The sequence below is a fragment of the Streptomonospora litoralis genome (assembly GCF_004323735.1).
GTDB classification, from domain to species: domain Bacteria; phylum Actinomycetota; class Actinomycetes; order Streptosporangiales; family Streptosporangiaceae; genus Streptomonospora; species Streptomonospora litoralis.
In genome coordinates this window covers 25,044-41,644 of record NZ_CP036455.1, presented here as the reverse complement: position 1 = coordinate 41,644, position 16,601 = coordinate 25,044, and the positions used below count along the sequence as shown (strand labels likewise).

Genomic DNA, 16,601 nt, shown 5'->3' with positions numbered 1-16,601 from the left:
GGCTCCGCACGCCGCCGCGACCGGCCGACCTCGGAACCGCCGCGCGGGCGACATGTCGCCACGTCGACGAGCGGATATATGCACAGCGCCCCGGCAGCCCGCCCCGGGTCTCCGCCGCCGCTTCAACGCACGGTCCCGCCGCGTCGCCTCCACCCCGCCGCGCTAACTCCCACCGCACCGGCAGTGCGGCACGTCAGCATGTCGACAGAGCGACTCTAGAACCAAACAGGGAGCGGACGACCGTATGGGACAGGCAGTGGATACCGACCGGTTGATCGTCGTCACCGGGGGACCGGGTGCGGGCAAGAGCACCCTCGTCCGACACCTCGCGCAGGCGGGATACGCATGCGCGCCGGAGTCGGGCCGCGCCGTGATCCGCGAACAACTCGCCGACGGGGGCCGCGCTCTGCCCTGGGTCGATCCGGACCTTTTCGCCGAGTTCATGCTCGACCGGGATCTGCGGTCCCACGGGTCGGCGACCGCGCGCACCGGCCCGGTGCTCTTCGATCGCGGCGTCGTCGACGTGGTCGGCTACCTGCGGCTGGCAGGGCGGCCGGTCCCCGCGCACGCGGACGCGGCGGCGCGGCGTTTCCGCTACCGGCCCACGGTGTTCGTCGCCCCTCCATGGCGGGAGATCTATCGCACCGACGCAGAACGCCGCCAGCCTCCCGCCGAGGCCGAACGCACCCATGCGACGATGCGCGCGGTTTATGCCGAGTACGGCTACGACCTGGTGGAACTGCCGCGTGTTCCGGTCGCGGAGCGGGCCCGCTTCGTGATCGAGCGGGTCAGCAGCTGACGCCGACGGCCGGCACGGCCGCACGGCGGCGTCCGCAGAGCCGCGCCCTCTGCGGTGAAACCGCCCTGCAACCACTGGCGCCCGCCGCTTTCACGCATACCCTGTGTCCCGACACGAGAAGGGGGTCGAGCCCATGCGGCACGGTATGGCGGCGACCGCGGTGATCGCACTGGCGGTCGGCGCGGTCCTGAGCGGCTGCACCGCTGAACAGCGGCAAGGACTCTTCGGCGAGATCGCCGCCGAGGGACTGCGCATCGCGGCCGAGGACGCCTTCGCGTCCGCGGGATTCCCCATCGAGGGGCAACTGGACTGCGAGGTCCAGGAGGCCGGCGAATCCGAGGTCACAGCGGACTGCAGCGGAACCACCCAACAAGGCGCCGACGTTTCGTTCAACGGCTCCTTCGACACCGCCGACACCGATTTCACCGACGGCGTCCAGGGGACGTTCACCGGCAAGGTGAACGAGACCGTCGTGTTCAGTACCGACTGCCTCGGCTGCGGCAGCCAGGGCCAGGGCTGAGGCTCGGCCGCCGACGGCCTTGCCCGGCGGCCTGGGCGGGGGCGGCGCGAAAACCGCTTCGCCCGTGCCCTCCTCGTCCGATACGGTTCGGCGGTTCCCGGACGGAGAGTAGGTTCCGCCAATGGCATGTCGCATCGGCGAGCTCGTGCTCGGTTGCCGCGACCCTGAGGGGCTGGCGCGCTTCTGGTGCGAGGTTCTGGACTTCGTCGTGCTCGACCGCGAGGACGGCGAGATGGTGGAGATCGGGCCGCGTGAAGGGTTCGGCGGTCCGCAGCCGACGATCATCCTCAGTTACCGGGATGAGCCGGAGAAGGCGAAGTCCCGGCTGCACATCGACGTCAACCCCACCGACCGAGATCAGGACGCCGAACTCGAACGCCTTCTCGAACTCGGTGCCCGCCCGGCCGATGTCGGCCAGACGGGGGAGGAGCAGTGGCAGGTCCTAGCCGATCCCGAAGGCAACGAGTTCTGCCTGCTCAGGACCCGCATCGCGCCCGTCTGAACGGCCCGCAGGGGGACGGCTCGCCGCGGAGAGCCGCTGGTCCCGCTGCCCATAGGATCCTCGGCGGCGCGGCGGCCATGATACCCCTCCAGGTCGGATGCCGACCTACCTCCATGGCGACAAAGAGATACAGCGGGAGGACTTCGGCCGGCGAGGCGACGCACTCTCCCCGCACGGCGGTCCTTCCGATCCGCCTTGGCGCACGCGCGGAGCACGCGCAGTCGTCACCGCGCGGCCCGGGGACGCCGAGTTACAGCACCGTCGACAGCAGAGCGAGCAGCACGAGCCAGCCCAGGCAGACCCACGCGGCGGTGCGCAGCGCGCGATCGTAGGGTATGTCGGCCGCGAGGGTCGCCCGGCGCCGACTCAGGGTGTCGGCCGCGTCCCGCTCGACCTCCTCGATCCGGCGGTCGCGCTCGGCGTCCAGGTCGGCCAGCCCGGCACGCAACTCGGCCAGCAGCCGCCCGCCTTCCTCGTGGTCGACGATGGCGGCGCGCTCGCCCTCGGCCGGCTCCTCCGCGCGCACCTCGCCACCGTAGGCCCGCTCCTCGCAGTCGCGGACGAGCGCGATCCGGCGGCGCAAGTCGTCCTGGTGGACGGCGGCGCGGCGGGCCTCGGCCGTGTTCTCGGCGTCGAAGGCCAGGAGCACGTCGGGGATCTCCACCCCCCGCTCCTGCGCGGAGCGGAGGACATGCAGCAGCACGGCGAAGGAGTAGACGAACAGGACGGAGAACAGCACCTCGGGCCCCGTCACCGCGCACCCGCCGATGCCTTCGCGCCAGCGCGGACGGATTCACGCACGGCGCCCTCCCCTCTCTTCGCTGTTCTGCCCGGCGCGCCGGGAACGCGTCCTCTCGGTCAGGGCCCGCGCCCTTTGGTACAGGCTCGACTCGGTGAAGTCCTTGTCAGCACGCTGCCGGCTGAACACTGTGCGGATGCCCTGCGGCACCGAGATGCCGAGCGCCTCGTCGAACGCCTCGGGCTTGAGTACGGGCGGGTCCTGATCGGGCGGGATCCCGCGGCGCAGCTCATCTTCGCGTCCGTGGTCGTCGACGGGTTCGATCCGGGCGAATCGTTTCTGGAAGGACTGCCGCGGGCTGACCGCGAGCGTGTCGTTGAAATCCCTGATGAAGCCCGTGACGAGGCGCTTCTGCTCGTCGGTCAGGTGGGCGTCGTCGACCAGCTTCAACTTCCGGGAACGCGGCCCGGCGTAGGCGATCCGGGGCGAGTCGCCCTCCATGTAGGGCTGCAGCTGGGCGAGGACCTGGTCCCGGTAGCGCTCCATGGCCGAAGCCGACTGCCGGACCAGGTCCGCCGACATGGCGTACTGCCCTTGGCTCGCTTCGTCCTTGGCCGGCGAGTCCTCACGAGTGTGACGCTGGTGGGCCTCACCTGCCGTGAGCGCCTTCTCGATGGCGATGTAATCCTGCTCGCCCTTGTTGCGCAGCTCCTTCTGCGACGCGACCAGCTCCATCGCCGCAGCCCGGTTGTCCGCTCCCACTTTGCGGAGGACCAGACCGTAGATGACGGCGAACGCCGCGATGACGATCCCGCCTACCACGGGCTCCGACCTCCTCGGAGACGCCGTCCGCCGGCCGGCGGACGGGCGGTGGCGCGGCCACGCCCGGGACTGTCACCCGCCATCCGTGGCCCCCTTCGTCCCGATCACCGCGTCCACGCTCCGCTCGGCATGGGCGAACTGCCGGTCGGTCGTGCGAACCTGCCGGGCGACGTCTGCCAGAGTGACGAGGTCCCGCCCCGCGGCGGCGTCCTCCACCGCCTCGGCGAGCATGTCGACACGGCTCTGCGCGGTGGCCTCCTGCCTGGCCAACGGGAGGCCCGCAGCGTCCAGGTGGCGGCGCGCGGCGGCCATCGCGTCGAAGCCGTCGGCCGAGGGCGAGGTGGCCCCGGTGCGGCTCCGGCGGCGACGCAGCGCGAGGTCGGCGATCAGGAGCAGCGTCGCCACCCCTGCCACGGCGACCATCTGCCACTGAAGTGCGTCCATGCACGCTCCCTTTCTGCGGCGGCTGCTACGGCGGCCGACGGCCTACCGGCGTCCCCGCGTCTCCGGGTCCGACGGGGTACTGCCCTGCGACCGAGTGCGCCGGGTCGTCTCCGGCACGTGCAGTTTCGGCCTCTCCGCGTCCGCCTTGGCGCGCCGCTCGTCGGCCTCTTTGAGGGCGTCGGCGACATTGCGCGCGGCCGAGACCAGGCCGTAGCCGCCCCGTTCGGTGTTCTGGGCCCGCCGGGCCTCTTGTTCGGCCGCCTTGGCGCGGTCGGCGCGTGCGTCGACGCGCTCCTTGAGGAGTTCTCCGCGCAACCGCTGGTGCTCCCCCCACCGCTCTGTGGCGTGCCGCTGCTTGGTGAGAGGGCCGCCCGCCGTAAGTGCCTTGTTCCGCAGCGCCTCGTAGCGCTTGCGCGCGGTGCTGCGGCCGGCGATGGAGTTGATCGCCAGCAGGACGGCGGTATTGCCGTAGATGAGCAGGCGGAGTCCGTCGCCGCTGGAAAGCGCCTTGCTGACCTCTCCCAGCACACCGACCAGAGCATCGAGCACTCCCTACCCGCCTCCCTACCCGAGCTCCCGTACCCCGGCTCACTTTAGAGGAGGCGGCCGGCGCCTCCGAGCCGGACAAAATGCGCTGTCCGCGCCCGCGGACGAAAGGCCGCTGGTCGCGCCCCTTTCACCGCCCGGCCCTCCAGCTGCAGGGAACAGTGGCCGGTAACGGTCACTCACGCGGCCGGCGCACTGCCCGGGCGATCGAGGTCGGTCAGGGCTTGCGTGCCACCCCGCCGTACTGGTCCATGCCGCGCCGCGTGCCCACCTCGACCGAGTCGGTACGCCACATCGGGCACGGGACCACGCCCGGCTCCACCAGCTCCAAACCGTCGAAGCGGCTTTCGATCGCCTCGGGACTGCGCAACCAGTACGGGAGGCCGCCCTGATCGTTCCCGCTCTCCATAGCCGCGTTGTACGCCTCGCTGGTGTTGGTGCCGTCGTACATCGCCAGATAGCTGCCCGAAGGCAGCGCGCCCATGAGCCGGCGGATGATCGGCTGCACCTCCTCGTCGGGCATGTGGCCGAGGATCCCCAGCAGCATGAGCGCGACCGGCTGGTCGAAAGCCAGCACGTCGGCGGCCCGCTCCAGGATCGCGTCCGGGTCGCGCAGGTCGGCGTCGATGTAGTCGGTGACGCCCTCGGGCGACCCGACAAGCAGGGCGCGCGCGTGGACCAGCACCAAAGGGTCGTTGTCCACGTAGACCACCCGGCATTCCGGCGCGACGGCCTGGGCGACCTCGTGGGTGTTGTTGGCGGTGGGCATTCCGGTGCCGATGTCGAGGAACTGGCGGATGCCCGCCTCGCCGGCCAGGTAGGTCACCACCCGGATCAGGAACTCCCGGCTGGAGCGGGCCAGGTCGGTGATCTCCGGGAAGGACGCGTACACCTGATCGCCCACTTCGCGGTCGATCGCGAAGTTGTCCTTGCCGCCCATCCAGTAGTTCCAGATCCGGGCCGAATGCGGCACGGAGGTGTCCAACTCCGGCGCGGGCTCGGTGTCGGACGGAACGGGCGAGAAGAAGCCCTCAGTCATGCGGTACCCACCTCAGTCGGCAATCGGGAACGCCCCTCGGCAAGGAGCCCGCCGGCGCCTGGACACCTGGAAGTCCGCTCTCGGCTGGGCCCGGTCGGTCAAGGATAGGCAAAGCCGACACCGGCGTGCATCTGCGGTGCGCACGGTCCGACTGGGAAAGGGCCGCGACACCGCCGGCCCGCGGACGTCGGTACCGGTGCTCGCCGGTGGCGGCGGCCAGCGGGGCGGCGATGGACCGGGCCTGCGGTTGACGGGGCGGCGGTCACCGGCCCCTGGCCGCGGGGGGCGAGCCCGGGTGCCGCCGCCCGGTTCGCCGCAGCGCTCGCTATCGTCGCGTCCGGGCGTCGTGCCCTAGGCTGATCAGCCGATCGGGCCACTGGGTCCGGTCGCGATGCAGCCGATCAGTCGCCAGGGAACCGTCGTCACCCATGAACCGCATGCCCGATGCATGGGGGACCATCATCCCCGAACGCGAAGTGCTCGCCGTCGCGCGCAGTGTGCCCGCTGCCGGCCGGCTCCTGGACGTCTGCGCCCTGCTCGCCGAGGACCGGATCGGCATCACCTTCACGACGAGTCCCGGATCGGCGTCCGGCAGCGGTGTGGTCGAATTGCTCCGCGACGCGGGCGTCGCCCGGGTGCTGCCATGGGCCCAAGCGCTCGACACGGCCGCCGGCTTCGATCTCACACTGGCCGCAAGCGCGAAAGGCCAACTGCACCGGCTCGCGACCCCCCTGCTCCTCATGCCGCATGGTGCCGGCCACAACCGCCGGGTCGGGTCGGCACCGGGGTCCCTCGCACACGCTTCAGGTCTGGATGCCTCGGAACTGCTGCACAACGGCAGCGTGGTCCCGACACGGATCGCGTTGTCGCACACGGAGCAGGTGCACCGGCTCGCGAAGGCGTGCCCGCCCGCCGACGGTCGCGGCGTCGTCGTCGGCGACCCCGGATTCGACCGGATGCTGGCCGCCATAGGACGCCGCGAACGGTATCGCACCGCCCTGGACACGGGTAGCCGCCGCCTGATCGTGCTCTCATCGACGTGGAACCAGGGCTCGCTCTTGGGTACCCAGCGCGATCTCGTGCGCGCGTTGCTGTCCGAGCTCCCCCACGACGAGTACCGCGTCGCGCTCATCGCCCACCCCAACATCTGGCAGCAGCGCGGCAGGGCCCAGTTGGAGCTGTGGTTCGCCGACGAGATCGAGGCCGGACTGGTGCTGATCCCGCCGAACGAGGGCTGGCGGGCCGCGATCATCGCTTCCGACCTCGTGATCGGCGACATCGGCTCGGTCACCTACTACGCCGCGGCACTTGGACGCCCTGTGCTACTGGCGGCCTTCGACGCGACCGACCTCGATCCGCAGTCGCCCTTGCACGCGTTCGGAGCGAGATCAGCGCACCTGAACACCGAATCTCCGCTCGCACCTCAGGTGGCGCACGCAATCGGCCGCGCCCCTGCCCCGACGGCGGACCTGCTGATCGAGCACCAAGGAGCATCAGCGCAGCACTTGCGTGCTCTGCTCTACTCCCTGCTTTCGCTGCCCGAACCGGCGACCCCGGCGCACTACCTACCGCTGCCCGACCTGCCCGAACAGCGCGACGATCCGACCGCATGGCGCGTCGAGCTCGACTCTGCCCCGGTGGGTACCCGGCGGTCGGCTCCGGTACGGTTGCGCCGCTTTCCCGCCGGTGCGCCGACGCACGGCGCGGGCGAGCGCCCGCTGGTCGTCGACGCCGAGGACGCGATCATGCCGCGGTGGGGATCAGCCGATGCCTGGTCGCATCGCCGCGAGCAATCGGAAACGGACGCCCTCGTCTGGTTGCGCGACCGGCTCGCCACCTATCCCAAAGCCGCGCTCGCCGTCGCGACTACCGGGAGCCACTCGATGCTGCTTCTCCACCGGTGCGGACGCGCGATGCGGGTACGCGGCGACGGCCCGGCGCTCGACGCGGCGGTGGTGGCAGCTGTGGCGAGCGGATGGGCGCGAGAGGGGCGACCGTGGGACGAGTGGCGCAGCACTATTGAAGTGGCACTCGGCGCCCGGCTGGTGCGGCTGCGCGCCCTTCCACCTCCGGCAGGCCATGAGTTCCTAGCCGGTGCCGACTTCTAAGCGTGCGGCCGGGGATCAGAACCCGTTCAGCCGCCGGTGTCCGGTTCGCTTCCGGGGTCGGCGGCTGCCGCGTCCGGGAACTCCTTGCGGGCCTCGCGCATCACCGATTCGAGGTGATAGTGATCCGCCACCGTCTCGGCTCGCCGGTATAGCTCCTCTGCCGACTGCCGACCGCCCCGGTGTTCCGCGAGCGCGGCGAGGAACATCATCGTCTGGATCTCCTTGACGGGTTCGGCCGATTCGGTGAACACCCGCCAAGCGGAGTCGGCTTTCACGCGGGCATGTTCGTGTCGTCCTCGGTCGAACAGGGTGCGTGCCAGCGACAGCTGCACCCGTGCCCGCAGCAGTCGCCAGTCGGCAACCGCCCATTGCGGACGCCCATGCGTGGCCTGGAGCTCGGCGAGGCGGTGTTCGGCAATCCGCTCGGCGGTTTGCAGCTCCGCCTCAGCCGTCGCCAGATCCCCGCGCCTGTGCGCTTCGGCGCCCAGTTGGTAGGTCTGCATGGCATCGCCGCGCGGGCGGCGCAGGCGGCGTTGGATCTCCCGCGAGCGGGCCAGGTGCTCTTCGGCCTCCCCTGTGTCGGATTCAGGGTGTCTGCGCTTGAGGATCCCGCGGGATTCGTGGACCACGGCGAGAGCGAGATCGCTGCCCGCGGCCGCCGCAGCCTCCGCCGCTTCGTTCAGCAACGACTCCGCCCGGTTCATCGCGCCGGTCTCGATGGACAGTCGGGCGAGGTAGGAGGCACAGCGCGCCTCGGCCACGCGATGGCCCGCGGCCTTGGCGACCTTGAGCGCATAGGCGTAGATGGCGGATCCGGCCGCAAGGCGCCGCCTGCCGTAGCAGACCGGCCAGCAGGAGTCGGCTAGGAGCAGCGCCGCAACGGGGCGGTCGAGATCGACGGCCAGCCGCATGAGTTCGGAGGTGTGGACGAGGTGGCTGTCCTGCCAATCGGTTGCACCGCGCTTGTCCTCGAACGGCTGCGCGTAGTCGGCGGGCGCGATGGTGAGTTCCGCCGTGTCCAGGTCGTCGGCGAGCCGGTAGCGCTCTCCGGCCGCGGCCAGGTCGGCCCGGTGGTGCGACACCGTGAAGAAGCGCAGGACCGCGGCGGCATCGACCGCCCGCTGCGCCGGATCCCAGGCATCGCTGCTGAGAACGCGATCGCGCACCGGTTCGGCAACGGCACGCAGCGAGCCCTGAGCGGGACGCAGTACGCCCGCGGCCGCCAACCGGTCCACGACCTCGGAGGCTTCTTCACCCACGGCCTGGCGGGCCAGCCCGGGTGGGAAGTACACGCTCGGATTGGCGGCAAGCCGTTCGAGGAGCCGCCGCTCCGCGGCCCCCAGACCGGAAACGGCGATGTCGGTCACCGCCTCGGTCCCCGCAAGGCCGGGAACGGTCCGCTGTCGTTCCACGACCGCCGCGACCAGCTCGGCGATGCTGAGACCTTCGTCGGATTCCAGCAGGCCCGCCGCCATCCGCAGCGCCGGCGGCAGTCCGCCGCACAGCTCCACCAGTTCGCGGGCGCTCTCACGCTCGTCGCGATCGTCCATCCGGCGGTCGACCGTGCGGAAGGCGCTCAGCAGCCGCAGCCCGTCGGGGGCGCGCAGCGGATGCAGGGAAACCGGTTCGGCACCGTTTCGGATCAGCTCGTCGGCGCCGGTGAATTCCGGGTCGCACGCCGCCACCACGAGATTCGGGCCGGTTCCCAGGACGAACTGGTCGAGCTCGGCTTTGGCACGTGCACCGTCGAGGAGCAGGAGGAAGTTGCGGCCTGTAGTGAGCTCGCTGAGGCGGCGCTGGAGAGCACGGACGTCGGTCGTCTTCTCGGGGTCGGCCACGTGCAAAGCCCGCAGGATCCCGTGCAGCACGGACGAGAAGTCGACGTTGCCCTCGCGATCGCGCCCGGTGGTGAGATCGCAGTAGGCCGTGCCCGTGTCGAAGCGGCCGACCGAGTTGCTGCCGATCTCGGCGAGGAGCGCGCTCTTGCCGATGCCGGCCCGACCCAGCAGCAGCACGAGGCCGCTGCGTCCGACGCGCAGCACCTCGCGGATGACGGCTTCGACGCGCTCGGTTTCGGCTTCGCGGTCGGTGTGCCTGAGGTCGGCCGGCGGGAACTGCCGGGGCGCGGGAGGCGGCGCGGGCGACGGGGGAAGTTGCACGTAGATGTCACCGACATCACGAGCTTGGACGCCCATACCCGAGATCTCGCCTGCCTCGTTGTGGTGCGTGCCCGACACCGATGGCCTCCCGAGAACCGCTCGCAGGAGCGCAGTTTGTGCGCTGCGCCACCCGGCCGATCCTAGAGCCTACGGCCCATTCACGGGAGCCTCGGCGACACATCGACCGTTCGCGGCTTCTCCGGTATTCGCCCGTTGGGCGGCCGGCACCGGCGTACGGGACCCTGTATGGGAGTCGTCGATAGGAGTTCGTACTGCTGCGGGCTACGGAACGCCGGATGCAAGGACTGCCTCTCCGCGGGATGAGCGACCGGAACACCTGTGAGGACAGCCCCTACCGCGCGTATCCGGCACTGATGCGGATGCTGCCGCATTCGGGCATTATCAGGGCCTCTGGTGCTTATGTCGCGCGGTGCAACACCGGGTGACGAAGGGATGGGCTCGTGACTGCAGGCGACTCGGCGGGGGATCGGCTGGACACCTCGGTTCCCCACTCGGCGCGGGTGTGGAACTACTGGCTCGGCGGTAAGGACAACTACGCCGCCGACCGCGTCGCCGGTGCGGAGTATGCCCGCGTCTTCCCCGGCGTCACGCACTTGGCTCGTGCCTCGCGGGCGTTTCTCGCCCGAACTGTGGGCTACCTGGCGGGCGAGGTCGGCCTGCGGCAGTTCCTCGATATCGGTACGGGCCTGCCGACCGCCGACAACACGCACGAGGTCGCCCAAGGGCTCGCGCCGGAGTCACGGATCGTCTACGTCGACAACGACCCGCTGGTGCTCCTGCATGCACAGGCCCTACTCACCAGCACACCGGAGGGGACGACCGACTACATCGAAGCCGATTTGCGCGATCCCGAAAACATTCTCGGTCGGGCCCGCGGCATCCTCGACTTCTCTCAGCCCGTGGCGTTGATGCTGATGGGCATCCTCGGCCACGTCGCCGACTACACCGAAGCCCGTTCCATCGTGCAGCGGCTCGTGGCCGCCCTGCCGCCGGGCAGTTACCTCGTCATCAACGACGGCACCAATGTCGTCAGCGAAGGCGGAGCAGCAGCCCAGGAGCAGTACAACGAAAGCGGGGCGGTCCCCTACCTCCAACGCAGCCCACAGGAGATCGGCGGGTTCTTCGAGGGCTTGGATCCGGTCGATCCGGGCCTGGTCTCGATCACCCAGTGGCGCCCCGAACCAAACGTCTTCGGCACACCTCCCGAGGTCGACGGGTACGGTGCGGTGGCCCGGAAACCCTAGCTCCACCCCCTCGGGCATAGACTCCGCACGAAGCGTCAGCTGACCAGGTATCGAGTTTGCCGACTCCGGGCCCGCAGTGGGAAACCGCTGTGGTGCCCGCTTGTTGGCACCTGGATGCCGAAGCACGACGGCTGGCGCACCTGAAGCTCCGTCGGGCACCGCAGTAGCCCGCGAACAACTTGGTGGATCGGCAGCGCCTCCGGTGGACCGTACCCGCGAGCGCGGGGAGCACGGCGGTTCGGTCGATTTCGCGTCCGCCGTGACGGGACCATCCCCGCGTGCGCGGGGAGCACGCGGCAGTCCTGGCGGGTGCGGTGCGGTTGCGGGGACCATCCCCGCGTGCGCGGGGAGCACGGCGACTACGTGATCCGCGGAGTCCAGGGCGAGGGACCATCCCCGCGTGCGCGGGGAGCACGGCGACTACGTGATCCGCGGAGTCCAGGGCGAGGGACCATCCCCGCGTGCGCGGGGAGCACACCCGCACGCTGGAGTCCAGCCCGGACGTGCGGGGACCATCCCCGCGTGCGCGGGGAGCACACCCGCACGCTGGAGTCCAGCCCGGACGTGCGGGGACCATCCCCGCGTGCGCGGGGAGCACTGACGTCGCGTAGGTGCGTCATACCGGCCGCTGGGACCATCCCCGCGTGCGCGGGGAGCACTTGGACACGCGATAGAGCGCCCGCGCGTCGGGGGGACCATCCCCGCGTGCGCGGGGAGCACCCGCCTGCCCGTCGCCCTCCTCGGCGATGCCGGGGACCATCCCCGCGTGCGCGGGGAGCACGACGACGACGCCGAGCGGGTCGTGTCGGTGGCGGGACCATCCCCGCGTGCGCGGGGAGCACAACGTCCTGTTCGCTTGGCCGCAAGTTCGCCTCGGGACCATCCCCGCGTGCGCGGGGAGCACCTCTGGCTGTGGCGCAAGGTCGTCGTGCCGGCGGGACCATCCCCGCGTGCGCGGGGAGCACGCACGCGCCCAGCAGGTGGAGGACATCACCGGGGGACCATCCCCGCGTGCGCGGGGAGCACGGGCGGGCTCACCGGTGCGGGTAAGCGGACGGGGGGACCATCCCCGCGTGCGCGGGGAGCACGGGCTGCCCGCCTCCCCCGGCGCGGTGATGGGGGGACCATCCCCGCGTGCGCGGGGAGCACATCGGATCGATTCCGTTTGCCTGCCCCTCCGCGGGACCATCCCCGCGTGCGCGGGGAGCACGGCAGCTCGACCATGGGCACCTCGCCCATGGGGGGACCATCCCCGCGTGCGCGGGGAGCACCACGAGTGGTCATCCTCGGTGGCCTGCCGCCAGGGACCATCCCCGCGTGCGCGGGGAGCACGCAACCGCCTGGTCGCAGAACCGACCCAGGCGGGGACCATCCCCGCGTGCGCGGGGAGCACACCCTGCGCGGCCCCTCCGAGACCCAGCGAACGGGACCATCCCCGCGTGCGCGGGGAGCACCCTCGGCCGCTCCGTCGGCAACCTCGCGGCCGGGGACCATCCCCGCGTGCGCGGGGAGCACGTCTCAGCTCCGGCGGCGGCGAAGTGCTGGACGGGACCATCCCCGCGTGCGCGGGGAGCACTGTTCGTAGAGGGCTTGGGCTTCGGAGGAGCGGGGACCATCCCCGCGTGCGCGGGGAGCACTCGAGATCGACTTCCCATCCGGCGGCTTCGGCGGGACCATCCCCGCGTGCGCGGGGAGCACGCGGGGTCGATCAGCGGGTGCGACAGCGGTTCGGGACCATCCCCGCGTGCGCGGGGAGCACTGGATACGGCTCATGGACTTCCCCTGGTGTTGGGGACCATCCCCGCGTGCGCGGGGAGCACCGGTGCAGGCCACGTCGTAGAGCGCGCGGATCGGGACCATCCCCGCGTGCGCGGGGAGCACCGCCACGCTCTGGACGCCTGCAAGAGCCAGCAGGGACCATCCCCGCGTGCGCGGGGAGCACAAACCGGATCGGTCCCATGATGGGCTGTACGGAGGACCATCCCCGCGTGCGCGGGGAGCACCCAGACCCCGGACACCCCGGACACCGGCGGTGAGGACCATCCCCGCGTGCGCGGGGAGCACACCTCCACGATCGGCGCGACGGTGCGCTCGTGGGGACCATCCCCGCGTGCGCGGGGAGCACACCTCCACGATCGGCGCGACGGTGCGCTCGTGGGGACCATCCCCGCGTGCGCGGGGAGCACCCGGGCCGGATGCTCGGTTGGTTCCCGGCGTTGGGACCATCCCCGCGTGCGCGGGGAGCACCCTCACCGGGGCCGATGAGAACTTCAAGCAGATGGGACCATCCCCGCGTGCGCGGGGAGCACGGGGTCCGGGTGGCGGCCGCGGTCGCCGGCCGGGGACCATCCCCGCGTGCGCGGGGAGCACTCGCGCGGCTCCTTCGGTGTTGTCGCGGTGCCGGGACCATCCCCGCGTGCGCGGGGAGCACGGGGAGGTGCTGCACGTGCTGCGCGGCCACGGGGGACCATCCCCGCGTGCGCGGGGAGCACCTGCCACACCTGCTGATCGCGGGCGGTCTCCTGGGACCATCCCCGCGTGCGCGGGGAGCACCTGCCGTCGCCCCCGGCCGACGACGGGGAGGCGGGACCATCCCCGCGTGCGCGGGGAGCACCCCGGCGGCGCCGTGACGGTGGGGTCCGGCGCGGGACCATCCCCGCGTGCGCGGGGAGCACGTCAACTACGTGTTGGTGCGCCGCGTGTACCGGGGACCATCCCCGCGTGCGCGGGGAGCACGTACGCCGACGACGAAACGCGGCACTGCCCCGGGGACCATCCCCGCGTGCGCGGGGAGCACGGGTGGCTCGGGTGTCCGTGGGTGGCTCAGGGGGGACCATCCCCGCGTGCGCGGGGAGCACCTGGAGAACAGCGCGCGGCTGAAGACCAGCGGGGGACCATCCCCGCGTGCGCGGGGAGCACTGGGGGGTTCCGGCGATCCGCACCGGGTGGGAGGGACCATCCCCGCGTGCGCGGGGAGCACGGGGCCGCCCTGGGCGGGGCGGCCCCGGGTCGGGGACCATCCCCGCGTGCGCGGGGAGCACCTGGGCAGGTCGATGGTGGTCACGTCGGAGTCGGGACCATCCCCGCGTGCGCGGGGAGCACGTCGCGCACCAGCGCGAGCAGGTAGGGCACCAGGGACCATCCCCGCGTGCGCGAGGAGCACAGGTGCCCGATGGTCATGGTGTCGATCAGGCCGGGACCATCCCCGCGTGCGCGGGGAGCACACCACAGGTGCTCTTCCAGCTTGCGGATCTCACGGGGACCATCCCCGCGTGCGCGGGGAGCACCCCCACACCGACTCGGCAGTGATGCCTGCGGCGGGACCATCCCCGCGTGCGCGGGGAGCACAGCATGATCACCCAGACGATCGACGGAACGAAGGGACCATCCCCGCGTGCGCGGGGAGCACGAAGCGTTGCGCTCAGCCGATGAGCAGCAGTTGGGACCATCCCCGCGTGCGCGGGGAGCACCGACGAAGAGTTCAAGCGCCTGATCAGGAAACTGGGACCATCCCCGCGTGCGCGGGGAGCACTCTCTCCGTTTCCGGCGGCCCCGTGGCCGCCTGGGACCATCCCCGCGTGCGCGGGGAGCACCCCGCAACCCGCCGGAGGCCGAGACGACCACGTGTGGACCATCCCCGCGTGCGCGGGGAGCACGAACTTCCTGGTCAACGCCGGGAAGAACATCATGGACCATCCCCGCGTGCGCGGGGAGCACGCGGTGAGGCCACGTGCGTGTAACGCTCCGTCGGGACCATCCCCGCGTGCGCGGGGAGCACGGAAGAACATCATTCAGGGTCTGATCGACGGCGGGACCATCCCCGCGTGCGCGGGGAGCACAAGGCCCTGGTTCTCCCGGACCAGGGCCTTTCGGGACCATCCCCGCGTGCGCGGGGAGCACCCGCAGCTCGGATTCCAGGTGCGCGTCACCGCGGGACCATCCCCGCGTGCGCGGGGAGCACCGCAGCACAGCACGCTCGACATGATCGTGGTCAGGGACCATCCCCGCGTGCGCGGGGAGCACGCCGACGCCTACCGGGCATGGCTGCTCGCCGAGGGACCATCCCCGCGTGCGCGGGGAGCACGCCAGGCCGGGTGCGGGCGGCAGCGCGCTCGTGGGACCATCCCCGCGTGCGCGGGGAGCACCGCGGAAGAACTTCCGCTCGCTGCTCTCCGAGGGGACCATCCCCGCGTGCGCGGGGAGCACTGTTCGCCTTGTGCTCGGTTGCCCTTTGAGACGGGACCATCCCCGCGTGCGCGGGGAGCACACTGAATGGCCTGCAGGTTTACCAGCGTCGAAGGCCGTTTCCATTCACTCCACGAGAATCCGACAAAAAACCCATACTACCCATGCGGCCTCACCGGTTCCCGAAACGGCGGCGTTTGGACGCCTTGCTCCACCCCTTGGGCGCGGACGCCGGCGGGATGGCCGCTTCCTCGCTGGGGCGCCGGATCAGGGTCAGGCCTTCGTGGTCGACCGGGTGCCATTTGTGGTCGAAGGTCTCGAACGTGTAGCCCTGCTCGTTGTCGGTGCTGTAGGCGAGCAGCGCACGCCCGTTGCCGGCGTACTCCCGCACTTCGGCCCACAGGATGTCGCGGATCCGTGCGGAGGGGCCGCCGATGAAGACCCCGGGCGATATCTCCAGCAGCCAGCGGGTGAGGAACCCGCGAAGACCGGCCGGGCAGTTGGTGAGGACGATGACCGTCACCAGATGACTCCGTCGGCGTAGTTGCGTCCGGATTCCACGTCGCCGCCGCGGTCGGTCTGCAGGCCGACGTGGTCGACCGTGGCGTCGGCCGGGTCGCCCTCCGCCCCGTCCGGCAGGAGCAGGCCCTGCACGTCACTCACGCAGCGGTCCAGGAACCCGGTGTCGTTGATGCGGTCCCGCAGGGCGCGGCGGGTACGCGGACCGACGTCTTCGGGGCTTTCGGCCGCGGTGTCGAAGGCGACCGGGATTCCGATCTCGGTCTTGTACAGGTCGGCCACGTCCAGCACGAAGGCGAGTTCGTGGCCGGAGTGGACGAAGCCGAGCCCGGGAGCGCATCCCAGGGCGGCCACCACCGCGTGGCAGACGCCGTAGAGGCATTGGGCGGCCGCGGTCACCCCCTGGTTGAGCGGGTCCCCGGCGTCGAAGTCGCCAGGGACGTAGCGCCGCCCCGTCCAGCGCATGCCCACCCGCGCCGCGTCCTTGCGGTAGAACTCCTTGACCCGCTTGCCTTCCCGGCCCAGGAGCTGCTGGCGGGTCAGCCCGGCCGTGTCCTCGTCGGGAAAACGCATCCGGTACATGGCGCGCGCCACCTCCAGGCGCGCCACCCGGTTCGCCCACGCCCGCGCCTGGGCTTCGACCAGTGCGGCCGAGCGGGTCAGCGACCGGCCGCCCGCGTAGAAGCGCACGCCGCGCTCGCCCACCCACACCACGCCGGCGCCGCACTCGCCCAGCACGCTCATGGCCTGGTGGGTGACCCGCGTGCCGGGGCCCAGCAGCAGGGTGCCGATGGTGGCCGAGGGGATATGAGTGGTGCCGTCGCCGTCCTCGGCGGTGATGGCGTTGGCGTCGCGGTGCACCGTGCACCGCTCCAGGTAGACGAAGGAGAGCCGGTCTGCGACGCGGGTCAGCTCGCGGGGTGTGGAGGCGCTGCGCCTGCCGGCCGTGGCCAT

The 16,601-nt window shown here is 71.5% G+C and carries 13 protein-coding genes and 1 CRISPR repeat array; of the genes, 5 read left to right on the top strand and 8 right to left on the bottom strand.

Going from position 1 to position 16,601, the window contains the following annotated elements; genetic code table 11:
- Window positions 1–244 precede the first annotated feature (244 nt).
- The 3 genes from EKD16_RS00140 to EKD16_RS00130 all read left to right on the top strand — a co-directional run bounded on the left by EKD16_RS00140 (window position 245) and on the right by EKD16_RS00130 (window position 1,821).
- Window positions 245–799 (top strand): AAA family ATPase, encoded by a 555-nt coding sequence (locus tag EKD16_RS00140; RefSeq protein WP_131096502.1) that lies wholly within the window; start codon window positions 245–247, stop codon window positions 797–799.
- A gap of 103 nt (window positions 800–902) precedes the next feature.
- Window positions 903–1,319: a hypothetical protein gene (locus EKD16_RS00135; protein WP_131096501.1), complete on the top strand. Its 417-nt coding sequence runs from the start codon at window positions 903–905 to the stop codon at window positions 1,317–1,319.
- Window positions 1,320–1,440: 121 nt separating this feature from the next.
- Window positions 1,441–1,821 carry a VOC family protein gene (locus EKD16_RS00130; protein WP_131096500.1) on the top strand — a complete coding sequence of 127 codons (381 nt, stop codon included), beginning with the start codon at window positions 1,441–1,443 and terminating at the stop codon, window positions 1,819–1,821.
- Between the two features lie 250 nt (window positions 1,822–2,071).
- On the opposite strand, the gene EKD16_RS00125 is transcribed toward EKD16_RS00130, so the two are convergent.
- From EKD16_RS00125 to EKD16_RS00105, 5 genes are all read right to left on the bottom strand, one after another.
- Window positions 2,072–2,575: a hypothetical protein gene (locus EKD16_RS00125; protein WP_131096499.1), complete on the bottom strand. Its 504-nt coding sequence runs from the start codon at window positions 2,573–2,575 to the stop codon at window positions 2,072–2,074.
- A gap of 39 nt (window positions 2,576–2,614) precedes the next feature.
- Entirely contained in the window at window positions 2,615–3,382 is a 768-nt protein-coding gene (locus EKD16_RS00120; protein WP_131096498.1) for a hypothetical protein, read from the bottom strand.
- Window positions 3,383–3,454: 72 nt separating this feature from the next.
- Complete coding sequence (locus EKD16_RS00115) at window positions 3,455–3,826, bottom strand: hypothetical protein (RefSeq protein ID WP_131096497.1); 372 nt, start codon at window positions 3,824–3,826, stop codon at window positions 3,455–3,457.
- A gap of 42 nt (window positions 3,827–3,868) precedes the next feature.
- Window positions 3,869–4,375 carry a hypothetical protein gene (locus EKD16_RS00110; RefSeq protein ID WP_131096496.1) on the bottom strand — a complete coding sequence of 169 codons (507 nt, stop codon included), beginning with the start codon at window positions 4,373–4,375 and terminating at the stop codon, window positions 3,869–3,871.
- Window positions 4,376–4,589: 214 nt separating this feature from the next.
- Entirely contained in the window at window positions 4,590–5,411 is an 822-nt protein-coding gene (locus EKD16_RS00105; RefSeq protein ID WP_131096495.1) for an SAM-dependent methyltransferase, read from the bottom strand.
- A gap of 428 nt (window positions 5,412–5,839) precedes the next feature.
- Between EKD16_RS00105 and EKD16_RS00100 the strand changes: the two genes are divergently transcribed.
- Window positions 5,840–7,519 (top strand): translation initiation factor IF-2, encoded by a 1,680-nt coding sequence (locus tag EKD16_RS00100; protein WP_131096494.1) that lies wholly within the window; start codon window positions 5,840–5,842, stop codon window positions 7,517–7,519.
- A 26-nt stretch (window positions 7,520–7,545) separates the two neighbouring features.
- Here the strand turns inward: EKD16_RS00100 and EKD16_RS00095 are convergent, their stop codons facing one another.
- Window positions 7,546–9,756 carry an NB-ARC domain-containing protein gene (locus tag EKD16_RS00095; RefSeq protein WP_131096493.1) on the bottom strand — a complete coding sequence of 737 codons (2,211 nt, stop codon included), beginning with the start codon at window positions 9,754–9,756 and terminating at the stop codon, window positions 7,546–7,548.
- Between the two features lie 383 nt (window positions 9,757–10,139).
- On the opposite strand from EKD16_RS00095, the gene EKD16_RS00090 reads away from it, so the two are divergent.
- Window positions 10,140–10,943: an SAM-dependent methyltransferase gene (locus EKD16_RS00090; RefSeq protein WP_131096492.1), complete on the top strand. Its 804-nt coding sequence runs from the start codon at window positions 10,140–10,142 to the stop codon at window positions 10,941–10,943.
- Between the two features lie 203 nt (window positions 10,944–11,146).
- Window positions 11,147–15,210: direct repeats of the CRISPR family, unit length 29 nt; unit sequence GGGACCATCCCCGCGTGCGCGGGGAGCAC.
- Window positions 15,211–15,300: 90 nt separating this feature from the next.
- On the opposite strand, the gene cas2e is transcribed toward EKD16_RS00090, so the two are convergent.
- Together cas2e and cas1e are read right to left on the bottom strand one after the other, a co-directional pair.
- Window positions 15,301–15,651 carry a type I-E CRISPR-associated endoribonuclease Cas2e gene (gene cas2e / locus EKD16_RS00085; protein WP_131096491.1) on the bottom strand — a complete coding sequence of 117 codons (351 nt, stop codon included), beginning with the start codon at window positions 15,649–15,651 and terminating at the stop codon, window positions 15,301–15,303.
- Window positions 15,648–16,601 carry a type I-E CRISPR-associated endonuclease Cas1e gene (gene cas1e, locus EKD16_RS00080; protein ID WP_131096490.1) on the bottom strand — a complete coding sequence of 318 codons (954 nt, stop codon included), beginning with the start codon at window positions 16,599–16,601 and terminating at the stop codon, window positions 15,648–15,650. The genes cas2e and cas1e overlap by 4 nt, the downstream gene beginning before the upstream one ends.

Bases quoted from the DNA above. Each gene is read 5' to 3' on its own strand.
- EKD16_RS00115 (WP_131096497.1), bottom strand. From the start codon at position 3,826: ATGGACGCACTTCAGTGGCAGATGGTCGCCGTGGCAGGGGTGGCGACG.
- EKD16_RS00100 (WP_131096494.1), top strand. From the start codon at position 5,840: ATGAACCGCATGCCCGATGCATGGGGGACCATCATCCCCGAACGCGAA.
- EKD16_RS00130 (WP_131096500.1), top strand. From the start codon at position 1,441: ATGGCATGTCGCATCGGCGAGCTCGTGCTCGGTTGCCGCGACCCTGAG.
- cas1e (WP_131096490.1), bottom strand. From the start codon at position 16,601: ATGGCCACGGCCGGCAGGCGCAGCGCCTCCACACCCCGCGAGCTGACC.
- EKD16_RS00105 (WP_131096495.1), bottom strand. From the start codon at position 5,411: ATGACTGAGGGCTTCTTCTCGCCCGTTCCGTCCGACACCGAGCCCGCG.
- EKD16_RS00140 (WP_131096502.1), top strand. From the start codon at position 245: ATGGGACAGGCAGTGGATACCGACCGGTTGATCGTCGTCACCGGGGGA.